The sequence below is a fragment of the Peptoniphilus rhinitidis 1-13 genome, from assembly GCF_000246925.1.
GTDB lineage: Bacteria > Bacillota > Clostridia > Tissierellales > Peptoniphilaceae > Peptoniphilus_A > Peptoniphilus_A lacydonensis.
In genome coordinates this window covers 68,570-90,419 of sequence record NZ_BAEW01000007.1, presented here as the reverse complement: position 1 = coordinate 90,419, position 21,850 = coordinate 68,570, and the positions used below count along the sequence as shown (strand labels likewise).

Sequence of the window (21,850 nt, the reverse complement as noted above, 5' to 3'; positions counted from 1 at the left end):
CATAATAAGTGAAATATGTCTATTATCAATAGCACTAAACTTAAATAAACTGGCATCAAAAATAGAAAATAAGAATTTAGAAATCATAAAATACAAAGCTGCTTGAGAAAAAATTTTCAAAAGTATAGCTTTATTAAGTGCACTCATTTTTAAGAGAAACAAGAAAAATTTATCTAGAAAATATTTTAAAAGCAAAAAACACAATGGTTAAACTTAAATACTTGATAAAAAAATGATGTCGCAGAGTAGAATCATCTATTCTGCAACATCACCTTTTTTATTATACTGGCTATCTTTTTATTAATTCTCATCCAGCCATTTTCAAACGTAGTGGCTAATTACATTTACTATGAGAGAATAAAAGAAATATATTATAACTTCTTTCAAGCTTATTACATCATTTAGTTTTAAGGACTTGAGATAACTTCACTAATATATTCCCAACTATATTTATAAGGGACTTTTGCAACAGCCCCTTATGTTTTTATATTTCATTTTATTTTACTAAGTAACAATTAAAATGAAAACCCGTTATATAAAAAGTTTTTTATTTGGATTTTTGGTTGTTTTATGTCTTCTGTATCCATTGATATCACTGGGCTATATAGGCTCTAAAAGCTATTAATAATATATAAAAAATAAATTTGGAATTTTATTTCACACAAGATACTTATGCCATCATACTAATATTATCTCTACAAACATCACTCTATGTAATAAAATTTGTATTACATAGAATAAAGGAGTATACACATGTCTACAATTAGTTTGAGAGTTCCAGAGAACGAACTAAATATTTTTAAAGCCTAAGCAAGGCTTAATAATAAAAGTCTATCTGAAATAATTAGAACTACAATGCTTGAACATATCGAAAATGAATATGATCTTAAAGTTTTTGAAGAGTATGAAGTAGAAAAAGCAAAAGGAACATTAAAAACAAGACCGATTAATGAACTTTGGGAAGATTTAGGAATATGATATACCGGATAATTACAACAGATAAATTTGATAAAGCTTTTAGAAAGCTAGACAAATAAACCAAAAAAATAATTAAAGTTTGAATTGAAAAAAATTTTGTGAATTGTGAAAATCCTCGTATTCATGGAAAAGGACTTACGGCAAAAAGAAGTGGTCAATGGATAGTAGAAGGATTAATAATGAATATAAATTTATATATAGAATTGAAAATAATAACATAGATATTATAAGTTGCAAAGGGACACTATAAGAGTTAAAAAATAATTATATCATATAATTTAATTTATTATAAGATTAGTAAATTAAATCTAAATAAGTTACAATAATAATTGTTATCGATAACAATTATTATTGTAACTTATTTATTCTTAAAATAGAATATTTGTAATTGGGTAATAAGGAGGTAAATATATGAAAAAAATCAATTATAATTTTATCAATGGTAGCTTTATTTAGTATTAGTCAAAATAAAGTATTTGCAGAAACAGAAAATACATGTAATAATAATCAAAATTTATATGAAGTAATATATGATGAATTGGAAAACAAACCTATTTTAGAAAAAGAAGTTGTTTTCCAATCTAAAAATAAAGATTCCATAAATTCATTATATAGTGCGAGTAATATAATGAATACTTATGAAGCAACGGAATTAAGAAGTGCTTCATATGATTATGATTTAAATAATTACTTTAATTCAGTTGAATGGATTAATAGAGATGGAGTATGGTCATTATCTATGGATCCAAAAAATAATGTTAGAATGTCTTCTCCAAATTTATATACGGCTAGAATGGCGTGGTAGACTATATCAAGAAACTTTAGTAATTATTGGAGATGGGATAATACTGATTCAATGAAAAGACAGTTTGATTGTCATGTTGCTTTAGCAAAATATAAGTCTAGATGGAATATAGAACCGAGCAAAAAATACACTAATCCATTTACTTGTAACTAAAAATTAAAGAAGAAGGAAAAAAATGAGTAATCTATATGCCATGTGTTTTTTATATCTATTTATAATAATAACTTATTTTAATATACTTGATTTAAAGGATGTAAAGACAAGATATAATTTACATAAATCTATTATTATTAATACTTTAAATCTTATTTTAATAGCTATGTATTATATATCTAAAGAATTAAGAATAGATCCAGATATAATTTGGGGCTTAAATGTTATGACCTATGTAAGTATATTAATAAACTTAAGTATATTTATTTATATAAGGATAAAATCTAAATAAGGGGCTGTTGCAAAATAGTTCCAAATAAAAAACCGGCTTACTTTTATGAGTTTGCCGGTTTTTTGATATAATTAACGTATGACTAATACATATAATTATCATAATAAGCTTACATTAAATCGTTCATTATTACAAGTTAAAATGAACTTTAATACAGAAATAAGTTTTGTAGATGATGGTAAAATTGGCTTAGTACAAAATTTAGTTGAAAGGATGAATTTAAAAAGTTTAGTCAAAATGTACTCGAATGTAGGAAGAAAGCCAGTAGTTAACCCAATTACAATGCTACAAATATTAATATTTTGTTACAGTGAAGGAATATATTCATCTAGAGCTATAGAAAAATCATGCAAGTATGATTTAAGATTAAAATATTTACTAGAAGAAGATAGTCCTCCAGACCATTCAACAATTAGTAGATACAGAAAAAAGCTTGAACCGTTAATAAAAGACATCTTTTCTAAAAATATTAATGTATTAATTGAAGATGAACACATTGATTTATCAAGTATATACATAGATGGAACTAAAGTTGAAGCTTACGCAAACAAATACACATTTGTATGGAAAAAAGCAGTACTTAAAAATCAAGAAAAATTAAGAATTAAAATCATAAAAGAATTAGGACTATTAGATAGTTTAGACATAATAGAAGTAAAAAAACACCTTTTATTGATATTTAATGAATTAATTAAAAAAGCAAAAAATATAGATTTTGTGCATGGCAAAGGAAAAAGAAAAACACATATACAAAGAGACTATGAACTATATCAGTCATGGTTAGAAAGACTAAAATCATATGAAAAACACTTAGAAATTATGGGAGAAAGAAACTCATACTCTAAAACAGACCATGATGCAACATTTATGAGAATGAAAGAAGATCACATGAAAAATGGTCAACTAAAACCAGCCTATAATATCCAATTTGCAAGTAGTGGTCAATTTATTATTGGGGCATATGGTTCACACTATCCTAGCGATATGAATACATTACCTTTATTTTTAGATGAATTATATCCAAGATACGATAAACATTTAAAAAGAATAGTTTGTGATTCAGGATATGAAAGTATTGAAAACTACACCTATCTAGAGAATAAAAAATTAGAATCATACATCAAGCCATCAAATTATGAGATAAGCAAAAAAAGAACCTACAAAACAGACATTAGCAAAAGAGAGAACATGATTTATGATAAAGAAGGTGACTTTTATATATGTGCAAATGGAAAAAAAATTAACAAGACAAAAAGATTACATTAAAACTAGGAAAAGTGGATTTAAGGAAAGCATAAAAATCTACAAATGTTTCGAATGCGATAAATGCATATATCAAAAATCATGCAACAAATATTCAAAATCGGATAATCCACAAACAAAAAGCCTAAGATTTAATGCCAAGTTTATTAAATACAGAGAACAATCATATGCAAATATTACAAGTGCTGAAGGAATTGATGAAAGGTTAAATAGGTCAATTCAAGCAGAAGGAATGTTTTCAAAACTAAAAGAAGGATTAAACTACAATAGGTTTAGACATCGAGGTTTAAGAGCAGTAATCTGTGATATACATTTAATTGCAATGGGAATGAATTTAAATCAATTACATAGAAAACTACTAAAAAATCAAACCGAGGTAATCAAGTACAGAAAAGCAGTTTGAAGAAAAAAGGAAAAAATACCTAAGGTGTTTTTTGTGTACTCATTTTTAGCTGAAATTACTGTTCTAAAAAATTTCAAAAGAAAAAACTATAAACTTAAAGGCAGTTAGCAACGGGAAAATCAAAAAAGTAGTGTCACAGAATGATTTTTGATCATTCTGCAACACTACCTTTAATATGTATGTTGCCCTTTATAACTTCATCGCCAAGCTTATCTTTATAGCAGCATCCACCTCTTGCATAACTTCCTTGTCGAATTTACCAATTTTCTCTCTCAACCTTTTTTTGTCGATGGTCCTTAGCTGTTCCAAAAGTATTACGGAATTTTTGGGAAGCGGAACATCTTTTGCTTTTACATTTACATGCGTAGGTAACTTCGCCTTATTTAATTGAGATGTAATTGCTGCAACAATAGTCGTTGGCGAATATTTATTTCCAATATCATTCTGGACAACTACCACAGGTCTTACTCCTCCCTGTTCAGACCCAATAACAGGTGACAGGTCGGCATAAAATATATCCCCTCTTTTTATCATCATAGTTTTCACCTTTTACGGTTGAAGAGAAAGATTAATTATAAGCCTCTACATCATTTTAACACAAATTTTGTAATATCCATATAATATAAAATATTTTTGTCCAATAAATGTATTATTAATTTTACTTAACATACATTGGTATTATAATATTTATTGCTATAATTACAAAAAGAGGAATCGTATATTTTCTGCTTTCCTTTAAATTATCTTTTGTTCCGCCTGGTAGATAGTGAACAATCGCCGGAGCACAAATCACTACAAACCAAAGAATTTGCACATAAATTGGTCCTCTAAATCTATGAAAAAAATCTGCCACTCCAGTGATTGCACAATATGTATAAAAGAGATCTAGGGCAAATAAAATTATAAAAAGTATCTTTCTATTTTTAAACATAATAACTCCTTTAAAAATATAGCCCAAGAAAAACCTCAGGCTATTGATCTACATTGCCATTCTAACTGCAGCAATAGTAAATAAACTTAAAACAGCTATATAAACTCCCATAGCTATTTTGTATCCCTTGGTCCAATTGTCTTTTTCTTTTTTTATCCAAATAAAATTTAAAATAAGAGCAAATAAACCAGGCAAGGCTACAATTATTGGACTTTTATGACTTTTGACTAAATCAGACATTGTGATTAAGACAAAAATATTTAGTACTTCCCAAAAGGCTCTAACATTAGCTGGATAAGGTTGCATATAAAATCTCCTAAACTGTATACTACGTAATTAAATTAAAATTTCTCCTAGTATAAAATGACAAAATTAATCTTGTCATCTTCACTTCTTCCAAAAATATTTATTGAAAAACTGGAAAATAATATTCCAATAATAACCAATAAATTTACCTTTTTTTAATTTTTTCACATGACATATACTCTTTGTTAAAAACGTTATCTTAATCTTATTATACTTCATACATAAAAAAATCAAAATTATTTTTATTCTTCAATTAATTTGAAAACATTATCTAAATTGTCTATTAAGTCCCTTGCTCTTAAACTTGTTTTTGAATTTTTATTTGCATAAATATCTCCTGAAAGTCCATGAATATAAACTCCAAGTTTTGACGCATCAAATAAATTATAATTTTTCATAAAAGCAGAAATTATCCCTGTCAACACATCTCCTGATCCTGCTGTCGCCATGCCAGAGTTTCCCGTCTTATTTATATAAATTTCTTTGCCATTTGTCACAACTGTGTTGTGCCCCTTTAAGACTAAAATAACTTTATATTTTTTTGCAAATTCAACTGCAACTTTTTCTCTATTATTTTTTATCTCTTCTAAAGGTATCCCAGTGAGCCTTCTAAATTCTCCTTCGTGTGGGGTTAAAATTGTTGTAAAATCTTTTCTTTTTCTCAATAATTCTAAATTTTTTGACAAAAGATTTAATCCATCTGCATCTATTAAAAGGTCTTTTTCTGTTTTTATTATTTTATAAAAAATAGACTTTGCATAATCTCCAAGACCCATGCCCGGTCCCATAGCTATTACATCAATTCCTTCTAAAAATTTCTCCATGCCATCTAAATCGTCAAAACTTTTGACTATGGGTTCAATAAATTTTATAGACATTATGTCAAATATTTCTTTTGGCACAATATTATACACAAGTCCTGCACCTGATTTTAACGATGCATTTGAGGAAAGATAACTTGACCCAGTCATTCCAATTGAACCACCAACTATGGCAACTTTTCCAAAGTCGCCCTTGTGTGTATCTTCATCTCTATTTTTCCAGATTGATTTTATTTCTTCATCCAAAATAATTTTTTCTATTTTTTCTTCTTTCGTAAAATTTTCTTCAATTAATTTTGCCACTGCCACTGCATAATTTCTCTCGTGACTAATTGAGATTTCAAATTTATTATCAAAAACTTCTACATGAGGAACATCTTCTATGTATTTTATTCTTATGTCATGAAAAGAAATTTGTCCAAGCCCTGTTGTCATTGCTTTCGCAACTGCTTCCTTTGCCGCAAACATACCTGCTGCTCTTTCATAAGGATGTTTCTTTTTTTGTATTCTTTTTATTTCATCTTCATTAAAAACTTTTTCTATAAAATTTTCGTGTTCATTCATTATTTTTTTTATTCTATTTACATCTACTATGTCTATGCCAATCAATGTATCACCTCATTTGACAAATTTTTTATTTTCGATTATTATATCATAAACAGTAGAATATTTGATGTTGAAGATATACAGTAAGCAGAAGCTGAATTACAATATCGGAGTCTTTTTAATTTTGAGGCCTTGGCGAAGAAAGGTGGTACCACGAATGCGTCCTTTCATCGTGAGGTTCTTTTTATTTTTTTTGGAGGAATTTATGGAAAATGTATTTGATATTTTAAACGAAAGAGGCTATCTAGACCAGTGTACTTATGAAGATGAACTAAGAGAAATGTTAGGAAAAGAACCTGTAACTTTTTATGTTGGTTTTGATGCTACTGCTGACTCCCTAACTCTTGGTCACTTTATTCAAATTAGAGTAATGCAACATATGCAAAATGCAGGTCATATTCCAATAGCTTTACTAGGTGGTGGAACGACAACTATTGGTGACCCATCAGGCAAGAGCGACATGAGAACTCTTATGGATAGAGATACAATTAATTACAATGCAACTAGATTTAAAGAACAAATTTCAAACTTCTTAGATTTTTCAGAAGGCAAAGGCTATATTGAAAATAACGCTGATTGGTTAATGAAATTAAATTTCTTAGAATTTGTAAGAGAAATAGGTGTACACTTCTCTGTAAATAGAATGCTACAATTTGATTGCTACAAAAATAGAATGGAACAAGGTTTAACTTTCTTTGAATTCTCTTATATGCTAATGCAATCCTATGACTTTTTATATTTATACAGAAAGCATCATTGCAAATTAGAAGTCGGTGGCTCAGACCAATGGTCAAACATCTTAGGTGGCTATGAACTTGTAAGAAAATTAGAAAACGACAAAGTTTATGCCATGACTTTTAAACTTCTTACAACTGCGTCTGGCATTAAAATGGGTAAAACTATGGCTGGAGCAATTTGGCTTGACCCAGAAAAAACTACTCCATACGAAATGTTCCAATATCTTAGAAATTGCGATGACCGCGATGTAATTAAATTTATGAAACTTTTAACAATGCTTCCTCTTGATAAAATTGCTGAATATGAAAAATTAGAAGGAGCAGAACTCAATAAAGCAAAAGAAGTTCTAGCATACGAAGTTGTAAAGGATATACATGGAGAAGAATCTGCAAAATCTGCACTTTATGCATCTCGTTCTCTATTTGGTGGCGACAAAAATTCCGAAGATATTCCTTCAACAGAAATGTCATCTGACAAATTCAATGCACCTGTTGGAATTTTAAATTTAATGTCAGAACTTGGCCTTATAAAGACAAACTCTGAAGGAAGAAGACTTATAAATCAAGGTGGAGTAAGTATTGATGACAAAAAAATAAATGACCCTAAGCTTGAACTTACAAAAGATGATTTTAAAGATGGCGAAATTATTATAAGAAAAGGAAAAAAAGTTTATCACAAAGTTATTTTAAAGTGAGGTTAATATGAATTTAGAACCAAAAAAAGTTTTTGATTTTTTTGAAAAATTATCACAAATCCCAAGAGAATCTGGAAATGAAAGAGAAGTTTCCGATTTCCTAAAAAAATATGGAGAAGAAAAAGGTTATAAGGTAGTTCAAGACGAAAACTTAAATATAATTATGGAAGTGCCTGCTACTAGGGGTTTTGAAGATAAAGAAAAAGTGATTTTACAAGGTCACATGGATATGGTATGTGAAAAGGGAAAAGATTCAAAACACAATTTTTTGACTGACCCAATTGAACTTATCGTAGATGTCGATAATCTACACGCAAATGAAACAACTCTTGGTGCTGATGATGGAATTGGTATTGCTATGGCAATGGCTCTTTGTGAAGAAGAACATGGCCCATTAAAAATTCTTGTAACTGTTTCAGAAGAAACTGATATGCATGGTGCAAAAAATCTTGATAAAAAATACTTAGATGGAAAATATTTAATTAATATTGATTCTGAAGAAGAAGGTGTTTTAACAGTTTCATCTGCCGGTGGAAAATTACTTCACTCAAAATTAAAAATTGATAGAGAAGACTACTCTGGCAATGCTTTTGCACTTAACCTTCATGGATTTTTGGGCGGTCACTCTGGAATGGAAATTGCTAACAACAAGGGCAATATGATAAAAGTAATTGCAGAAATTATAAATAAAATTCCTTCTGCCAAACTAATCGAATTAGATTGTGGTACAAAACAAAATGCCATACCTAGGGAAGGAAAAGTTTCCCTTGTCTGCGAAGAAAAAGAATTAAATGATGCAATCTCATTTGTAAAAGATAAATTCAAGGGGGTCGAAGGCGAATTAATTATTGAATGCGAAAAAATTTCTCATACAGGAAAAGTTTTGACAGCAAAAGATACAAAAAAACTTGCAAAATACTTACTTGAACTTCCAACTGGTCCCCACACTTTTATAGATGAATCTAAAAAAGTACTTGAATCTTCATCAAATCTTGCAATAGTAAAGTTAATTGAAGACACAATAGAAGTTTTTGTTTCGCTAAGATTTGCAAGCTCTTCGCTTTCTGAAGATTTTGGAAATATTTATATGGATATTGTAAAAAATCATGGTGCAGAAGCTGAATTTGAAAATCCATACCCAGAATGGGAATACAAAAAAGAATCTCAGTTTAGAGAAATTGTAAAGAATATTTACAGAGAAATGAACGGAAGAAAGATGGAAGAAGAATTTACTCATGGAGGACTTGAATGTGGTGTATTCTTCACAAAAAATAGGGACTTAGATATAATTTCCATTGGCCCAGACATCAGTGGAGCCCACTCACAAAAAGAAACTCTTTCAATTTCTTCAACCAAAAGAGTTTATGAACACTTAAAAAAAGTTCTTAAAAGCATTTAATATAAAAAATTAAGGAAGGTCTAGCCATGAAGGTATAGCCTTCCTTTTTACATACAAAAATTTAAAAATCTCTTTTTTATTACAGGTGTTTTTTATTTTCATGCCTACCTTTGTCATAAGTCTAAAAACCTAATCGGGTTTCAATATGTAATATTAATTCTTTATAAATCGAATAGTTTTATTTTTAATATTATTTACAAATTTTTTATTGCAATAACTTCATTTTCATTTAAAATCAATTGATCTGTCAAAGCTTCAACAATTAATAAACCTCTGCCATTACAACTTTTTTCTGTACAATTGTATAAAGATGTGTCAAAGTCCACACCACGTCCCTCATCTTTTACAATTATCTTTAAAGAATCATCATCTAAAATAAGTTTTAGACAAACTTTTTTATTTAAATCCTCTTCATTGCCATGCATTGCTCCATTTATTACAAGTTCATTTAATATAACCTTTATATCAAAAAGCTTCTCTTCGTCTTTTATAAATGAATCTAAATCCATTATTGCAGAATCTAAAAAACTTTTTATTAAAGACAAATCACTGTTGACAGAACCTTTGAATTTATATAAAGTATTCATACTTCTCACTCCATCCATTTAAACATTACCCAAATTATTTACAGTTTAAACTCTTAAGATTTTGTACTATCAATAAATTATTTTAAAATACTACTGTATTATATTTATCAATTTGTTATAATAAAAGTATACTTGTAATGGCAAGTAATTTTAATAGGAGGAAGATTAAAATGAAAAAATATGAATGTACACTTTGCGGATATATTTATGATCCTGAAGTAGGCGATGAAGACAACGGTGTTAAAGCAGGTACTGCATTTGAAAACTTACCAGAAGATTGGACTTGCCCACTTTGCGGAGCTGAAAAATCTGACTTTGAAGTAGCCGAATAATTTTATTATAAAGAAGGTAAAAACCTTCTTTTTTTACATAAAAGGCCACTAGAATTAAATCTAGTAGCCTTTTATTTTTAATTAATTTCAAGATAATCAATTAGCGCCTTTGTAGTTTTAATTAAATCATCTAAGACAATATATTCTTCTTTTGTATGAACTTTCTCCATTCCAACTCCAATAATTAAAGAGTTAAAACCCTCTTCTGCAAAAAAGTTGGCATCAGATCCTCCGCCTATTACTACTTCTTTTGCATCTACTCCCACATTTTTATAAGATTTTAAAATATCTTTAGAAAAATCCATATCAGTAGGTCTAAGTGCTGGATAGTCAAGGGACTTTTCAAATTCATAGTCTTCTGCAAATTCTCTTACTATTTTTTCATATTCTTCTAATATTTCAAGAACATGTTTCTCATCATGTCCTCTGATTTCACCAGAAAATTCTACGCAATCTGGCACAACATTTTTAGGGAAATTTGAGTTTATTTTTGAAATATTTGAAGTAGTATACTCATCTATTCTAAGAGTTTTAAATTTTGCTATTGCCTTTGCTGCAAGTACAATGGCATTTATTCCCCTCTCTGGTTCAATTCCTGCGTGTGCAGATCTTCCCTTTATTTTAAATTTAAAAGAATAAGATGTTGGTGCTTTGTAGGCAACTTTGTCACAAGAGCCTGCGTTATCTACAACTATCATATTTTTTGCAGGCTTCATATTTTTATAAACTTTATTCCAATTAATATTTCTAGCTCCAAGCATCCCTACTTCTTCTCCAGGTGTGAAAATTGCATAAATATCTCTGTGCTTTATATTATTTTTAATAATATAATAAATGGAATATAAGACTGATGCAACTCCACCTTTGTCATCTCCTCCTAGAGTAGTAGTGCCATCACTTTTCCAAACTTTTTCATCCTTAATTATTTTTAAATTCTTATTTGGTTCTATTACATCCATGTGGTTGGAAAAAGTTACTCCTCCTCCTTCTCCTTTAAACTTTGCAAAAATTGTTGGAGCACTCCCTCCGTATCTGTCATTTGATTTATCTAAATAAATTTCTCCACCAAGGTCTTCCAAAAAAGAAATAATATATTTTGCCACATTCTCTTCTTTTTTTGATGGTGAATGTATTAATAATAGTTCTTCAAAAATTTCTAAAAGCTTTCCCTTATCAAAATCTTTCATAATTCCTCCTAAGAATTTTTATTTATAGTATCCAGCTGTGTTCTTGCAAAGTAAATTGAAGAAAAAACTGTCACAAGTGTAATTAAAAATGTCAAGTTGTATGGAAATAGTCCAACGATTTTTGTCATTGCAAAGGAAACTGCAAGTGCAAAAACTCCTGTCTTAAAAGATTTTACAGAAAATTGTGCAAAGATTCCCCCATAAAGTGCAGGTATAATAAGAGTTAAAACTTCCTTTATATTTTCTGGCAAATTTACAATTACAGTTTGAGCAAAAATTGTAGAAACAATTACAAAAAAAGTTGCAACATAAATTGAAACTGCAATTCCAATTGTCCCCATCATTGATCCTTCATCTGTTCCTTGCTTGTAACCAGATCCTGCAATCGCAGAAACTGCTGCAGGTATTTTTAAATTTACACTATTTCCAGAAAGTGTTGACATATATAAACCCGCAGCTCCAACTATTGGATAATTTGCAATGGGTTCAGAAAAATAAAACGCTCCTGAAACAGACATCTGAGAAATTGCACCTGTAACTATTGCAGCTATCCCTGGATTTAGTCCATAATAAAAAGTCATTAGCATTGGTGGAAGAAGCACAGCAATCATTCCTAATAACATTGATAATCTTCCAAATTTGTGAATTGATTTAGAGAATTTTTCGTAAGCTGTCATTTTGTCCTCCTTAAAATATTAATTGTGAAAAAATTGCGCCTAAAAACATTGCAAAAGTAAGACCCCAATCTCTTAGCCAAGTATATTTACTTCCAAGTTTTTGACATATAAACATAATTATAAATCCAAACACTGTTGCAAAAGTCATCTTTGGATTTGTATTTATTTTTAATAAATTATCTACACAAAAATATGCAAAAGCTCCTAGCATTGCTCCCACAGAAACTGCTGGCAACATTGCCTTTCTTCCTCCAGTCAAAAAGTGATTTACAGATTCCATTTTATGGCCAAAGATTATCATAAATATTAACCAACCCATTACTCCAAGAGCTGGAGTCCAAAGTGCATTTGCAAAAACAACAGGATTCATTGAAGTTGAAAGTTCTGCTCCCATAGCTTTCGCCCCAAAATTAGCAGCCATAGTTTCGTAATTTGTCCCTCCAATAACAGACATTCTAAGTGCTGTGACTGGAGCCCCTAATGTTACAATAAGTGCAAGTATAGATCCGCAAATTCCAAGTGCAGGGCCAATAGATGAAACTAGGGCAGTTACTATTCCTTTTTTTACTTTTTCCCTGTCCATATTCATTTCCTTACTTGCTTTTAAAGCCTTCCTAAGCATATAAGTTCCTTGAACTAGTACAAGAATAATGCCAACAGAACAAGCTATATAAAGAAGCGGACTATTGGCATAAGCCCATTGATCTTTCATAAATATCCTTCCTTTCTGAAATAAAATTATCCTTATAATAACACATCTTGTCTTTTAAATAAATTTATAACTTATAAAATTTTTGAACTTATTACTATACAAATTTCATCAACATTTATTAAAAAGAAGCCCTCCTTACTAATTTTTAGTAAAGAGGGCTTCTAAAATTTTTAACTTTCTTCCAAAATAATTTTCCACTTATCCAAACCTTCTAATTCATTTTTGGAAAGCTCTGGAAATTTTGGATCCATTTCCTTTAATTTTTCCAAAATAACTTCTGAAACTAGATACCTTGAGAACCATTTTCTATCTGCAGGAACAATATACCATGGAGCAACTTTCGTAGAAGTCTTCACTAGCATATCTTCATAAGCCTTCATATAATCATCAAAATATTTTCTTTCTGTTATGTCAGAACTTGCAAATTTCCAATTCTTTTCAGGATTTTCAATTCTCTCCATAAGCCTTTGTTTTTGTTCATCTTTTGAAACATGAAGGAAAAATTTTACAATTTTAATCCCATTGTTTGACAAATATTCTTCAAAATTATTTATCTCATCAAATCTCTTGTCCCAAATATCTTTAGTCACCAAATTTTTTGGAAAAGGCTGATCTAAAACTAGATTATGAACTCTCGAAACCAAAACATCTTCGTAATGACTTCTGTTAAAAATCCCAATCTCTCCTCTTCCAGGTAATTCTCTATTTATTCTCCAAAGATAATCATGATCTAATTCATTTTCACTTGGTTTTTTAAAGGACACTACTTTAGTTCCCTGAGGATTTACCCCTGTCATAATATTTTTTATTAAAGAGTCTTTTCCTGCTGCATCCATTGCCTGCAAAACTATTAAGAGAGCTCTATTATTTTCTGCATATAACTTCTCTTGATATTCTCCTATCTTTTCGATGTTTTCTGGAATTAAAACTTCTTTTACTTCTTCTTTTTCAAGCTTTCCATTATAAGAAGTTGGAACCTTATATAAATCTAACTTCTTCTTTTCATTTACCAAATATTTTTCTATTTTCATTAAAACCTCGCAATCTCCTTTGAAAAAATAATTGAAGACTCAATTATTTGTGTAGTTACTTGATGTTCTACAATAGCTATTAGAACTTCTCCTATCTTCAATTCTCCTATATCTGAAAACCCATTTCTAAATACTTCATAATTCCCTTCTTCTCTATTATATCTAAAATTAAAAATTTTCACATTTATTTTGAAATTAAAAATAAAAAACGCCATTTATGAGTGGCGCTTATTTCTTAATATTAAAAATTACTTTACTTTCCATGTGGGAGGAGTAACTCCCTTTGACTCTAAAAATTCATTTGCTCTTGAAAAAGGTTTTGAACCAAAAAATCCTCTGTGAGCAGAAAGTGGTGAAGGATGTGGCCCCTCAATTATAAGATGATTTTTATTATTTATAAATTTCTTCCTTTCTTTTGCATGGTTTCCCCACAATATATATACAACTGGATCTTTTTTTTCGTTAATTTTTTCTATCACTGCATTTGTAAAAATTTCCCAACCAATTTTTGAATGACTCATTGGCTGATGAGCTCTCACTGTTAGTGTTGTGTTTAAAAGCATAATGCCCTGATCTGCCCAAGATTTTAAATAACCAGTGTTTGGAATTTCTAATCCAAGATCTGAATTTAATTCTTTATAAATATTAGCAAGAGAAGGTGGAATTTTAACTCCTTCTTTTACTGAAAAAGCAAGCCCATGTGCCTGCCCCACATTGTGATAAGGATCCTGTCCTAGAATCAAAACCTTTAAATTCTCATAAGATGTATAGTGAAAAGCATTGAAAATATCTGTGGCCTTTGGAAAAACTTCATAATTTCTATACTCCTCAATTAAAAGTTTTCTCAAACTTTTATAATAGTCTTTTTCAAATTCACCTTCCAATATTTCTTGCCAATCGTTATTAAAAATTTTCTTCAAAATATCATCTCCTGAAAAAATCAAAAATACTCTTTTTGATAGTTGGATCAATTAGTTCTTCCAATTCTTTTCTGCTATTTTCTGTTGCAAAAATTACTAATCTATCGCCTTTTTCAATTTTAGTATTTCCTCTTGGGATTACAGCAGAATTGTCGTATCTAATTATGCCTCCAATAACAACTTCTTTGTGCAAATTAATTTCTGACAATTTTTTTCCTATATAAATAAAATCATCTGGGATTTTTACTTCATAAACCTGAGCCTTTCCTCCAAACATATAATTTACAGAAACCTTCATCTCACTATTAATAAGCTTAATAATTTCATTTGCAACAATTACTTTTGGATCAATTATTCTGTGTATTCCAAGATTTTCTAACACAGTTTTATAATTATTTTCATTTTGAATAACTATATTTCTTTTAACTCCATGATTCCTAGCTAAAAGACCAAGCACTACATTTAATTCATCTGAATCCGTCATAGAAATAAATACTGTTTCCTTAGAAATACCTTCATCTTCAAAAATTTCTTCATTTCTCAAACTTTTATTTACTACAAAAGCTCTCGTAAATTTTTTTCTATAAATTTTAAATTTTTCTCTATTTGGTTCAATTATTTTTAAATTTGCATTTTTTAAATCTGATATAATTCCATTAAAAATTTCATCGCCTGATGCTATAACAATATCTCTTTCTTCCTTTTTTTCTTTTATTTCAAAATGAGAATATTTAAAATTCCTTATGTCCTTTGATAGACCCATAAGATAAATATAATCGCCTCTTTTTAAAATAGTGTCCCCATCTGGAACAATCAATTCACCTTCTCTTAAAATTCCCACAACTAAAATCGTAGAAAGAGATCCTATATCTTTAATTTTTAAATTTTCAAAATCTTCATCCATATCAATTAAATGACCTGTGACTTCAATTTTTCCTCTTCCAAAATAATCTGCTTCATAATAATTTGAAGATCCAATTAATTTTGTGGCAAGTTTGGCACATTCAATGCTACAATTAAAAATATTTACAATATTGGGAAGTGCATTTTTTATAATTCCCATTTCTGATATATTCTCCATATCGTCTAGACGGAGAATTACTTTTACATCTAAATCTTTAAATAAAGATGCTATTATTAAATTCGTCTTATCGCTATCTGTTGCAATTATTGCATAATCATAGGAATCAAGGTTAATTTTTAGAATGAACTTTTCATCTAAAACGTCGCCTTTTATTTTATTTACAGTATTTGTAATATTTCCAAAATTTTCTTCTACCCTATCTACAACATCTATATCAAACTTCTCAAGACTAAGTGTATTTGCAATTGTAGAACCAACTTTTCCAGAACCAACAATTAAAATTTTCATTATAATTTTATAATTTCCTTTCTATGACTTCTTTTGCTAAATAATGCTAAAATTGTAAAAAACTCAAGTCTTCCAAGAAGCATTAAAGCACTAAAATATATTTTGAAAAAATCGCTATAAAAATGAAAATTCTTTGTTGGCCCTATATCTCCAAATCCAGGTCCCACATTTGAAAGTGCAGTTGCCACAGACGAAAAACCTGTTACAATATCTACTCCTGAGAGTGTTACAATTGCCGTAGATAAAATTGCAATTACAAAATAAGTTCCTAAATAAGCATTTATACCAAGTACAACTTCATCGGAAAGTGACTTCCCATCTGAAATTACAGGCAGTACTGCTTTTGGATGCGTAGCTTTTTTCATCTCTCTTTTTATCAATTTTAAAAGTAGAGATATTCTTGTAATTTTAATTCCTCCACCAGTTGATCCTGCACATCCTCCAAATAACATTAGTATTAGCAAAATAAATTTTGAAAAGCTTGGCCACAAATCATAATCTGCACTGGCAAATCCAGATGTAGATGCTATCGAAGTAACTTGAAAAGCTGAATCCCTAAAAGCCATAAGTGGTTCTGTATAATCATTGTGATATAAGTCAATTGTAATTAAAATAATTGATATAACTATAATTTTTATCCAAAGTTTAAGCTCATCATTTGCAAAAACTTCTTTAAATTTTTTCTTTGCTAAAAGAGCATAAATTGTAAAGCTTGTCGAACTTAAAAACATAAAAAAAGACAATATAAAGTGCACTGAATATCCACTATAACTCATTAGAGAATCTCCATAGGAAGAAAAACCTCCTGTGCCTACAACTCCAAAGGTGTGAACTACTGAATCAAAAATAGGCATGCCTGCAAAAATTAAGCACATAAAAAGTGTCAATGTCAAAATCATATATATAATATAAAGTCTTTTAGAAGATCCAGAAATTGTTGATTCAATTTTACCTGCAACTGGTCCAGGGGATTCTGCTTTATAAATTTGAAAACCACCTACTCCTAATCTTGGAAGAAGACTTACAGTAAAAACGAGTATACCCATTCCACCAATCCAATGTGTTGTAGATCTCCAAAGTATTACAGATCTTGGAAAAGATTCTATATCGGATATTACTGATGCTCCCGTAGTTGTAAATCCTGATACGATTTCAAAAAAAGAATCTACATAACTCATATCGCCTGCTATAAAAAGAGGAAGTGCACCTATAAGAGATGCTACAATCCAAGACAATGTTACAATTAAAATTCCATCCCTGGGCGAAAGAGCTCTCTTTTTTATTTTTAACTTTAACAAAAGAAATCCAAGAAGTATTGCTATTGCCATGGGAATCAAAAATCCCTTTGCACTTCCATCATTTTCCACATATCCCAAAATAAGCGAGGGCATCATAAAAGCAGTTTCAATTAATAAAATATAACCAAGTATTTTTGATATTAATTTATAATTCATCTTTTTTTCCTCTGCCTTTCAAAGATTTAATCACATCGCTTAACCTACCTTCAGACGAAAAAATTTTTTGGACTTTTGCTGCAATTTGGTGCATTGAAAATAAAATAATTCTATCTCCTGACTCAAGTACAGTTTTTCCATTTGGAACTAGCATTTCTTTATTTCTAACTATTGCGATAATTAAAACTCCATCAGGCAAATTTAAATTCTCTATTTCTTTTCCACAAACTAAATGACTTGATTTTATAATTAATTCTATACATTCCACTTTCCCATTTAAAAGTAAATGAAGTGAAAGAGAACTCTTCCCTCTAATTTCTTTTAAAATTTCAGCAGCAGTTATATAAGATGTATTAAAAACTGCATCTATATCTAACCTGTCCAAAACTTTGTCATAATTTGTCCTAGAAATTTTTGCAACAGATTTATAAATTCCCGTCTGTTTTGCAACAAGGGACATAAGCAGATTTGCTTCATCAATTCCCGTTGCAGCTACAAAAGAATCATAAGTGTGTACCATTTCTTCTTGAAGTATTGCTATATCAGTTCCATCTCCATTTATTATGTTTGCATCTGGAACCATTTCTTTTAATTGAAGACATCTCTCCCTATTTATTTCAACTATTGTCACTTCAATATTTTCTTTTAAAAGTAACATTGCAAGATAAAGACCAGTCTTGCCACCACCTAAAATCATCGTGTTCCTAAGTGATTTAGTTCTATTTACCCCTGTGTGCTCTTTGTCAAAATTTTCAATACTTTCTGATTTCCCAGCGAAAATTATTACATCATTTTCTTCTAGTACTGTTCTACCGTTTGGAATTATTGCTTCTCCATTTCTTGAAATTGCAGAAATAAGGAGGTCATTTATTTTCTCAATATCCATTATTTTTTTCCCAATAAAATTAGGGTCATTTCCAATATTAAATTCAACTAGAGAAACTTTTCCTCCAGCAAATTCATCAGAATAAAGTTGATATCTTTTCATCAAATACTTTACAATTGATCTTGCCGTTGCATAATCTGGATTTATAATCTTATCTATCTCAAGTTCTTCAGAAATAAAATCTAAATGCTTTCTATACTCTGGATCCCTTACTCTTGCTATGGCAAATTTTGCTCCAAGTTTTTTAGAAATTGTACATAAAATTACATTGGCCTCATCATTTGTAGTCGTTGCAATTACATAATCATAATTAGAAATCTCCAGTTCTTCCAATACACCAAAGTCAAGAGCATTTGCACAGATACTAAAAACATCTAGAGAATTTGAAATATTTTCAATTACATCTTCATTGTTGTCTACAACAGTTACCTCATAATTTTCATCTAATAGCGAAGCTGCAATTCTATGTCCTAACTTCCCGGCACCTACAACTAAAGCCTTCATCTCTTCCTCCTAAAAAATTGAATTTAATTTTATTTCAAAATCGTAATCTTTATAAAGCGATTTTAATTTTTCTTCAAGCCCATCCTTTAGGGCATCTTTTTCTTCTGAAGTTACAATGCTATCAGCATTGTAATCAATATCTATATAAATTTTATTATCTTCAAGTACTATGTCGTGAAAAGAATAAATATTCAAACTCTTCCTTATAATTTTCTTTAAATCTTCTGAAACAGATTTAATAATTGCACTACTACTTCCTAGAGGATCAGCATGTATAACTAACTTTATCCCCAAAAGCCTAGATACTTCTCTTTCAACTTTATCTACAATGTTGTGGGCTTCTTCTAGAGTTAGATTATAATCTAATGCAGCATCAATTAATACGATAATATTTTCTGGTCCAAAATCCGTCACCATAATATTGTGAACATTGGATATCCCTTCGTAATTAGAAACTTTAGATTTAATTTCATGTTTTGTTTCTTCAGATAAACCTCTTCCTAATATTATAGAAATAGTTTCGTAAATAAGTGACAGTGCTGTATAAAGTATAAATAATGCAACTAATGCCCCAACATATCCATCTAAAATCTTTTCTGTAAATTTTTCAATTATTATAGAAATAATTACCACAAGAGTTATCAAAGTATCACTAAGAGAATCCTTCTCTTGTGCTTTAATTGTCACAGAATCAATAGCATCTGCTATATGAGAATATAAAGACGCTTGCCAAAATTTAACAATAACTGAGATAATTAAAATTACAATTGTGTACTTTGGATAAAAAATCTTTTCAGGATGGATAATTCTAGAAACAGAACTTCTTAAAAATTGAAATCCAACAGAAAGAACAATACCACTAACAACCAGAGAAATCAAATATTCAAGTCGTCCATGACCATAGGGATGATTCTTATCTTTTGGCTTAGATGCAAGTTTTATTCCAAAAATAGAAATTATTGAGCTAACACAATCTGTTATATTGTTTACAGCATCTGATAAAATAGAAATTGAGCCTGTAAAAATATATAAGATTATTTTCAATAAAGCCACTAAAATATTTGAAATTAATCCAAGAAAAGAAGTTTCCTTGGATATTTTTACTCTATCATAGCCATAGCTATTTTGACCTCTTTTTAAAATGAGTTTCCAAAACATTTATATCTCCATAAAATAAAAAATTAAAAACAACTTGAAAATAGCAATAAATACTCTAATTATAAACATTATAGCACTAGAATATTTTTTATTAAAGACAAAGAAAATATGCTACTCAAAACTCACAAATTAATATATTATTATTCTCTTAGTTTATTATTGTCTTTTTATAAAAAATAATAAAAGGCGAGTTTCCTCGCCAAAGTAATTTTAATTTGAAATATAAAGTTTAAATAAATTTTTTAAGTTCTGGAAGAAGTAATCCTTCTGCTACTTCTTTTGCCTTCTCTTTTGAATCTAATATTTCTACAACTTTTATTCCAAGTAGCATCGCAAGTGCTGGCCCCATTGCTGTCACTATATTTTCATCTTCCACTACTGCTTCATCCAATGGATTTTTTACCTTTAAGCTTTCTTCTACTCCTGGATAACAGGTAAATTTATTCTCTTTCAAAAGATTTGCTGCATCTAAAACCTGTGGTCCTGCACAAATTGCAATTATTTTTTTCTCTTCATCATTAAATAAATTTGCACACTCAACTACTTTTTTATCTTTTTTCAAATTTGTAGCTCCCGGTTGTCCTCCAGGTATATACATTGCCTTGTAATCTTCTATATTTATTTCATCAAAATTTTTATCAGAAATTACTTTTACATCATGTGTTCCTCTTACTTCGTATCTGTCAGTAATAGAAACTGTGTCAACTTTTAGTCCAGCACGTCTACAAATATCTACAACAGTTAGCGCTTCAATTTCTTCAAAACCATCTGCTAAAAATACTAATAAATCTTTCATAATATCCTCCTAAGAAAAATTATTTTTCCATTATAGAATCAATTGCATTTATTATACTTGATCTAAAACCATCTTTCTCTAAACTTTTTAAGCCCTTAATAGTTGTGCCAGCAGGTGTTGTAACTTGGTCTTTTAACACTCCTGGGTGAAGTTCACTATCTCTTACTAATTTTGCAGATCCCAATACAGCTTGCGATATACATTTATAAGCTACATCCCTTTTCATTCCATGTGAAACTGCAGCATCTGCTGCTGCTTCTATAAACATATAAACATAGGCAGGCATACAACCACACACTGCTTCGTGAATTTTTATATTTTTTTCTTCAACAATTTCTGTTTCCCCAAAGGAAGAAAGAATTTCTCTAATTTCTTCTAATTCTTCACGAGATATATTTTCCCCTGGACAAATTCCAGTCATAGAATTTAAAATCTTTGCAGGTGTATTTGGCATTGCCATAAGTAATTTTTTCCCAGGAAGCTTTTCTTCCAATTTTTTTAAATCATAACTTGATGTAACCGAAATTATAATCTGATCTGTAATATCTTTTTTTATTTTTTCCAAAACTTCATCATATACAAAGGGTTTTACAGTTAAAATTATTGCATCAGAATTTTTTACAACTTCATTTTCCGAATCTACAATCTTAGCATTTTTAAAATCTTTAAAAGTCTCTTTTTTTTCTTCATCTCTATCGTATAAAAAAGTTTCTATTTCATTATTTAAAAGCCCGCTTGCCATGGCAGATCCCATATTCCCAAGTCCAATTATTCCCATTTTCATCGCAATCACTCCTTTTCTTAATTATACACGAATTTATATAAATTTTCATTTATGTGCTATA

24 protein-coding genes and 1 pseudogene are annotated in these 21,850 nt (G+C 29.4%); 8 read left to right on the top strand and 17 right to left on the bottom strand.

Features of this window, described 5'->3' with window-relative positions:
* Positions 1-822: 822 nt before the first annotated feature.
* From relB to RH95_RS09690, 5 genes and pseudogenes are all read left to right on the top strand, one after another.
* A pseudogene (gene relB / locus RH95_RS09805) lies at positions 823-978 on the top strand (type II toxin-antitoxin system RelB family antitoxin); the annotation flags it as partial.
* A 439-nt stretch (positions 979-1,417) separates the two neighbouring features.
* Positions 1,418-1,783, top strand: coding sequence for a hypothetical protein (locus tag RH95_RS05905; protein WP_010245928.1), 366 nt, complete (start codon positions 1,418-1,420; stop codon positions 1,781-1,783).
* A gap of 51 nt (positions 1,784-1,834) precedes the next feature.
* Positions 1,835-1,936, top strand: coding sequence for a DUF2599 domain-containing protein (locus RH95_RS09920; RefSeq protein WP_081498001.1), 102 nt, complete (start codon positions 1,835-1,837; stop codon positions 1,934-1,936).
* Positions 1,937-2,369: 433 nt separating this feature from the next.
* Positions 2,370-3,494 (top strand): transposase, encoded by a 1,125-nt coding sequence (locus RH95_RS09225; RefSeq protein ID WP_010245921.1) that lies wholly within the window; start codon positions 2,370-2,372, stop codon positions 3,492-3,494.
* Entirely contained in the window at positions 3,457-3,894 is a 438-nt protein-coding gene (locus RH95_RS09690) for a transposase (protein WP_010245918.1), read from the top strand. The genes RH95_RS09225 and RH95_RS09690 overlap by 38 nt, the downstream gene beginning before the upstream one ends.
* A 189-nt stretch (positions 3,895-4,083) precedes the next feature.
* Here RH95_RS09690 and RH95_RS05885 read toward each other — a convergent pair whose 3' ends face one another.
* The 4 genes from RH95_RS05885 to RH95_RS05870 all read right to left on the bottom strand — a co-directional run bounded on the left by RH95_RS05885 (position 4,084) and on the right by RH95_RS05870 (position 6,561).
* Positions 4,084-4,431, bottom strand: coding sequence for a type II toxin-antitoxin system PemK/MazF family toxin (locus RH95_RS05885; RefSeq protein ID WP_010245916.1), 348 nt, complete (start codon positions 4,429-4,431; stop codon positions 4,084-4,086).
* Between the two features lie 121 nt (positions 4,432-4,552).
* Positions 4,553-4,825 carry a hypothetical protein gene (locus RH95_RS05880; protein ID WP_010245913.1) on the bottom strand — a complete coding sequence of 91 codons (273 nt, stop codon included), beginning with the start codon at positions 4,823-4,825 and terminating at the stop codon, positions 4,553-4,555.
* Between the two features lie 48 nt (positions 4,826-4,873).
* Entirely contained in the window at positions 4,874-5,131 is a 258-nt protein-coding gene (locus RH95_RS05875) for a hypothetical protein (RefSeq protein ID WP_010245911.1), read from the bottom strand.
* A 242-nt stretch (positions 5,132-5,373) separates the two neighbouring features.
* A complete protein-coding gene (locus RH95_RS05870; protein ID WP_010245909.1) occupies positions 5,374-6,561 on the bottom strand; it encodes an NAD(P)H-hydrate dehydratase in 1,188 nt (395 codons plus the stop codon).
* 202 nt (positions 6,562-6,763) lie between these two features.
* Here RH95_RS05870 and tyrS point away from each other — a divergent pair, with 202 nt between their 5' ends.
* Positions 6,764-7,990: a tyrosine--tRNA ligase gene (gene tyrS / locus RH95_RS05865; RefSeq protein WP_010245907.1), complete on the top strand. Its 1,227-nt coding sequence runs from the start codon at positions 6,764-6,766 to the stop codon at positions 7,988-7,990.
* Positions 7,991-7,997: 7 nt separating this feature from the next.
* Complete coding sequence (gene pepD, locus RH95_RS05860; RefSeq protein WP_010245905.1) at positions 7,998-9,389, top strand: beta-Ala-His dipeptidase; 1,392 nt, start codon at positions 7,998-8,000, stop codon at positions 9,387-9,389.
* A 194-nt stretch (positions 9,390-9,583) separates the two neighbouring features.
* Here the strand turns inward: pepD and RH95_RS05855 are convergent, their stop codons facing one another.
* On the bottom strand, positions 9,584-9,976 hold the full coding sequence (locus RH95_RS05855) for an ATP-binding protein (RefSeq protein ID WP_010245902.1): 393 nt from the start codon (positions 9,974-9,976) through the stop codon (positions 9,584-9,586).
* 170 nt (positions 9,977-10,146) lie between these two features.
* On the opposite strand from RH95_RS05855, the gene rd reads away from it, so the two are divergent.
* Positions 10,147-10,308 carry a rubredoxin gene (gene rd, locus RH95_RS05850; RefSeq protein WP_010245898.1) on the top strand — a complete coding sequence of 54 codons (162 nt, stop codon included), beginning with the start codon at positions 10,147-10,149 and terminating at the stop codon, positions 10,306-10,308.
* Positions 10,309-10,385: 77 nt separating this feature from the next.
* Here rd and RH95_RS05845 read toward each other — a convergent pair whose 3' ends face one another.
* The 12 genes from RH95_RS05845 to proC all read right to left on the bottom strand — a co-directional run bounded on the left by RH95_RS05845 (position 10,386) and on the right by proC (position 21,789).
* Positions 10,386-11,495 carry a M20/M25/M40 family metallo-hydrolase gene (locus tag RH95_RS05845; RefSeq protein ID WP_010245895.1) on the bottom strand — a complete coding sequence of 370 codons (1,110 nt, stop codon included), beginning with the start codon at positions 11,493-11,495 and terminating at the stop codon, positions 10,386-10,388.
* Positions 11,496-11,503: 8 nt separating this feature from the next.
* Positions 11,504-12,172 carry a hypothetical protein gene (locus RH95_RS05840; protein WP_010245892.1) on the bottom strand — a complete coding sequence of 223 codons (669 nt, stop codon included), beginning with the start codon at positions 12,170-12,172 and terminating at the stop codon, positions 11,504-11,506.
* Positions 12,173-12,182: 10 nt separating this feature from the next.
* On the bottom strand, positions 12,183-12,884 hold the full coding sequence (locus RH95_RS05835; protein ID WP_010245889.1) for a DUF5058 family protein: 702 nt from the start codon (positions 12,882-12,884) through the stop codon (positions 12,183-12,185).
* A gap of 170 nt (positions 12,885-13,054) precedes the next feature.
* Entirely contained in the window at positions 13,055-13,915 is an 861-nt protein-coding gene (locus RH95_RS05830; protein ID WP_010245886.1) for a polyphosphate kinase 2 family protein, read from the bottom strand.
* On the bottom strand, positions 13,915-14,097 hold the full coding sequence (locus RH95_RS05825; protein ID WP_158309966.1) for a hypothetical protein: 183 nt from the start codon (positions 14,095-14,097) through the stop codon (positions 13,915-13,917). The genes RH95_RS05830 and RH95_RS05825 overlap by 1 nt, the downstream gene beginning before the upstream one ends.
* Positions 14,098-14,163: 66 nt before the next feature.
* A complete protein-coding gene (locus RH95_RS05820; RefSeq protein WP_026038599.1) occupies positions 14,164-14,835 on the bottom strand; it encodes a uracil-DNA glycosylase in 672 nt (223 codons plus the stop codon).
* Between the two features lie 4 nt (positions 14,836-14,839).
* Positions 14,840-16,207 (bottom strand): NAD-binding protein, encoded by a 1,368-nt coding sequence (locus tag RH95_RS05815; RefSeq protein ID WP_010245875.1) that lies wholly within the window; start codon positions 16,205-16,207, stop codon positions 14,840-14,842.
* On the bottom strand, positions 16,207-17,661 hold the full coding sequence (locus RH95_RS05810; protein ID WP_010245872.1) for a TrkH family potassium uptake protein: 1,455 nt from the start codon (positions 17,659-17,661) through the stop codon (positions 16,207-16,209). The genes RH95_RS05815 and RH95_RS05810 overlap by 1 nt, the downstream gene beginning before the upstream one ends.
* On the bottom strand, positions 17,651-19,051 hold the full coding sequence (gene trkA, locus RH95_RS05805; RefSeq protein WP_010245869.1) for a Trk system potassium transporter TrkA: 1,401 nt from the start codon (positions 19,049-19,051) through the stop codon (positions 17,651-17,653). Before trkA ends, RH95_RS05810 begins: the two co-directional genes overlap by 11 nt.
* Before the next feature lie 9 nt (positions 19,052-19,060).
* On the bottom strand, positions 19,061-20,209 hold the full coding sequence (locus RH95_RS05800) for a cation diffusion facilitator family transporter (RefSeq protein WP_010245865.1): 1,149 nt from the start codon (positions 20,207-20,209) through the stop codon (positions 19,061-19,063).
* A gap of 229 nt (positions 20,210-20,438) precedes the next feature.
* Positions 20,439-21,005, bottom strand: coding sequence for a DJ-1 family glyoxalase III (locus RH95_RS05795; protein WP_010245862.1), 567 nt, complete (start codon positions 21,003-21,005; stop codon positions 20,439-20,441).
* Between the two features lie 19 nt (positions 21,006-21,024).
* On the bottom strand, positions 21,025-21,789 hold the full coding sequence (gene proC / locus RH95_RS05790) for a pyrroline-5-carboxylate reductase (protein WP_010245859.1): 765 nt from the start codon (positions 21,787-21,789) through the stop codon (positions 21,025-21,027).
* Positions 21,790-21,850 lie beyond the last annotated feature (61 nt).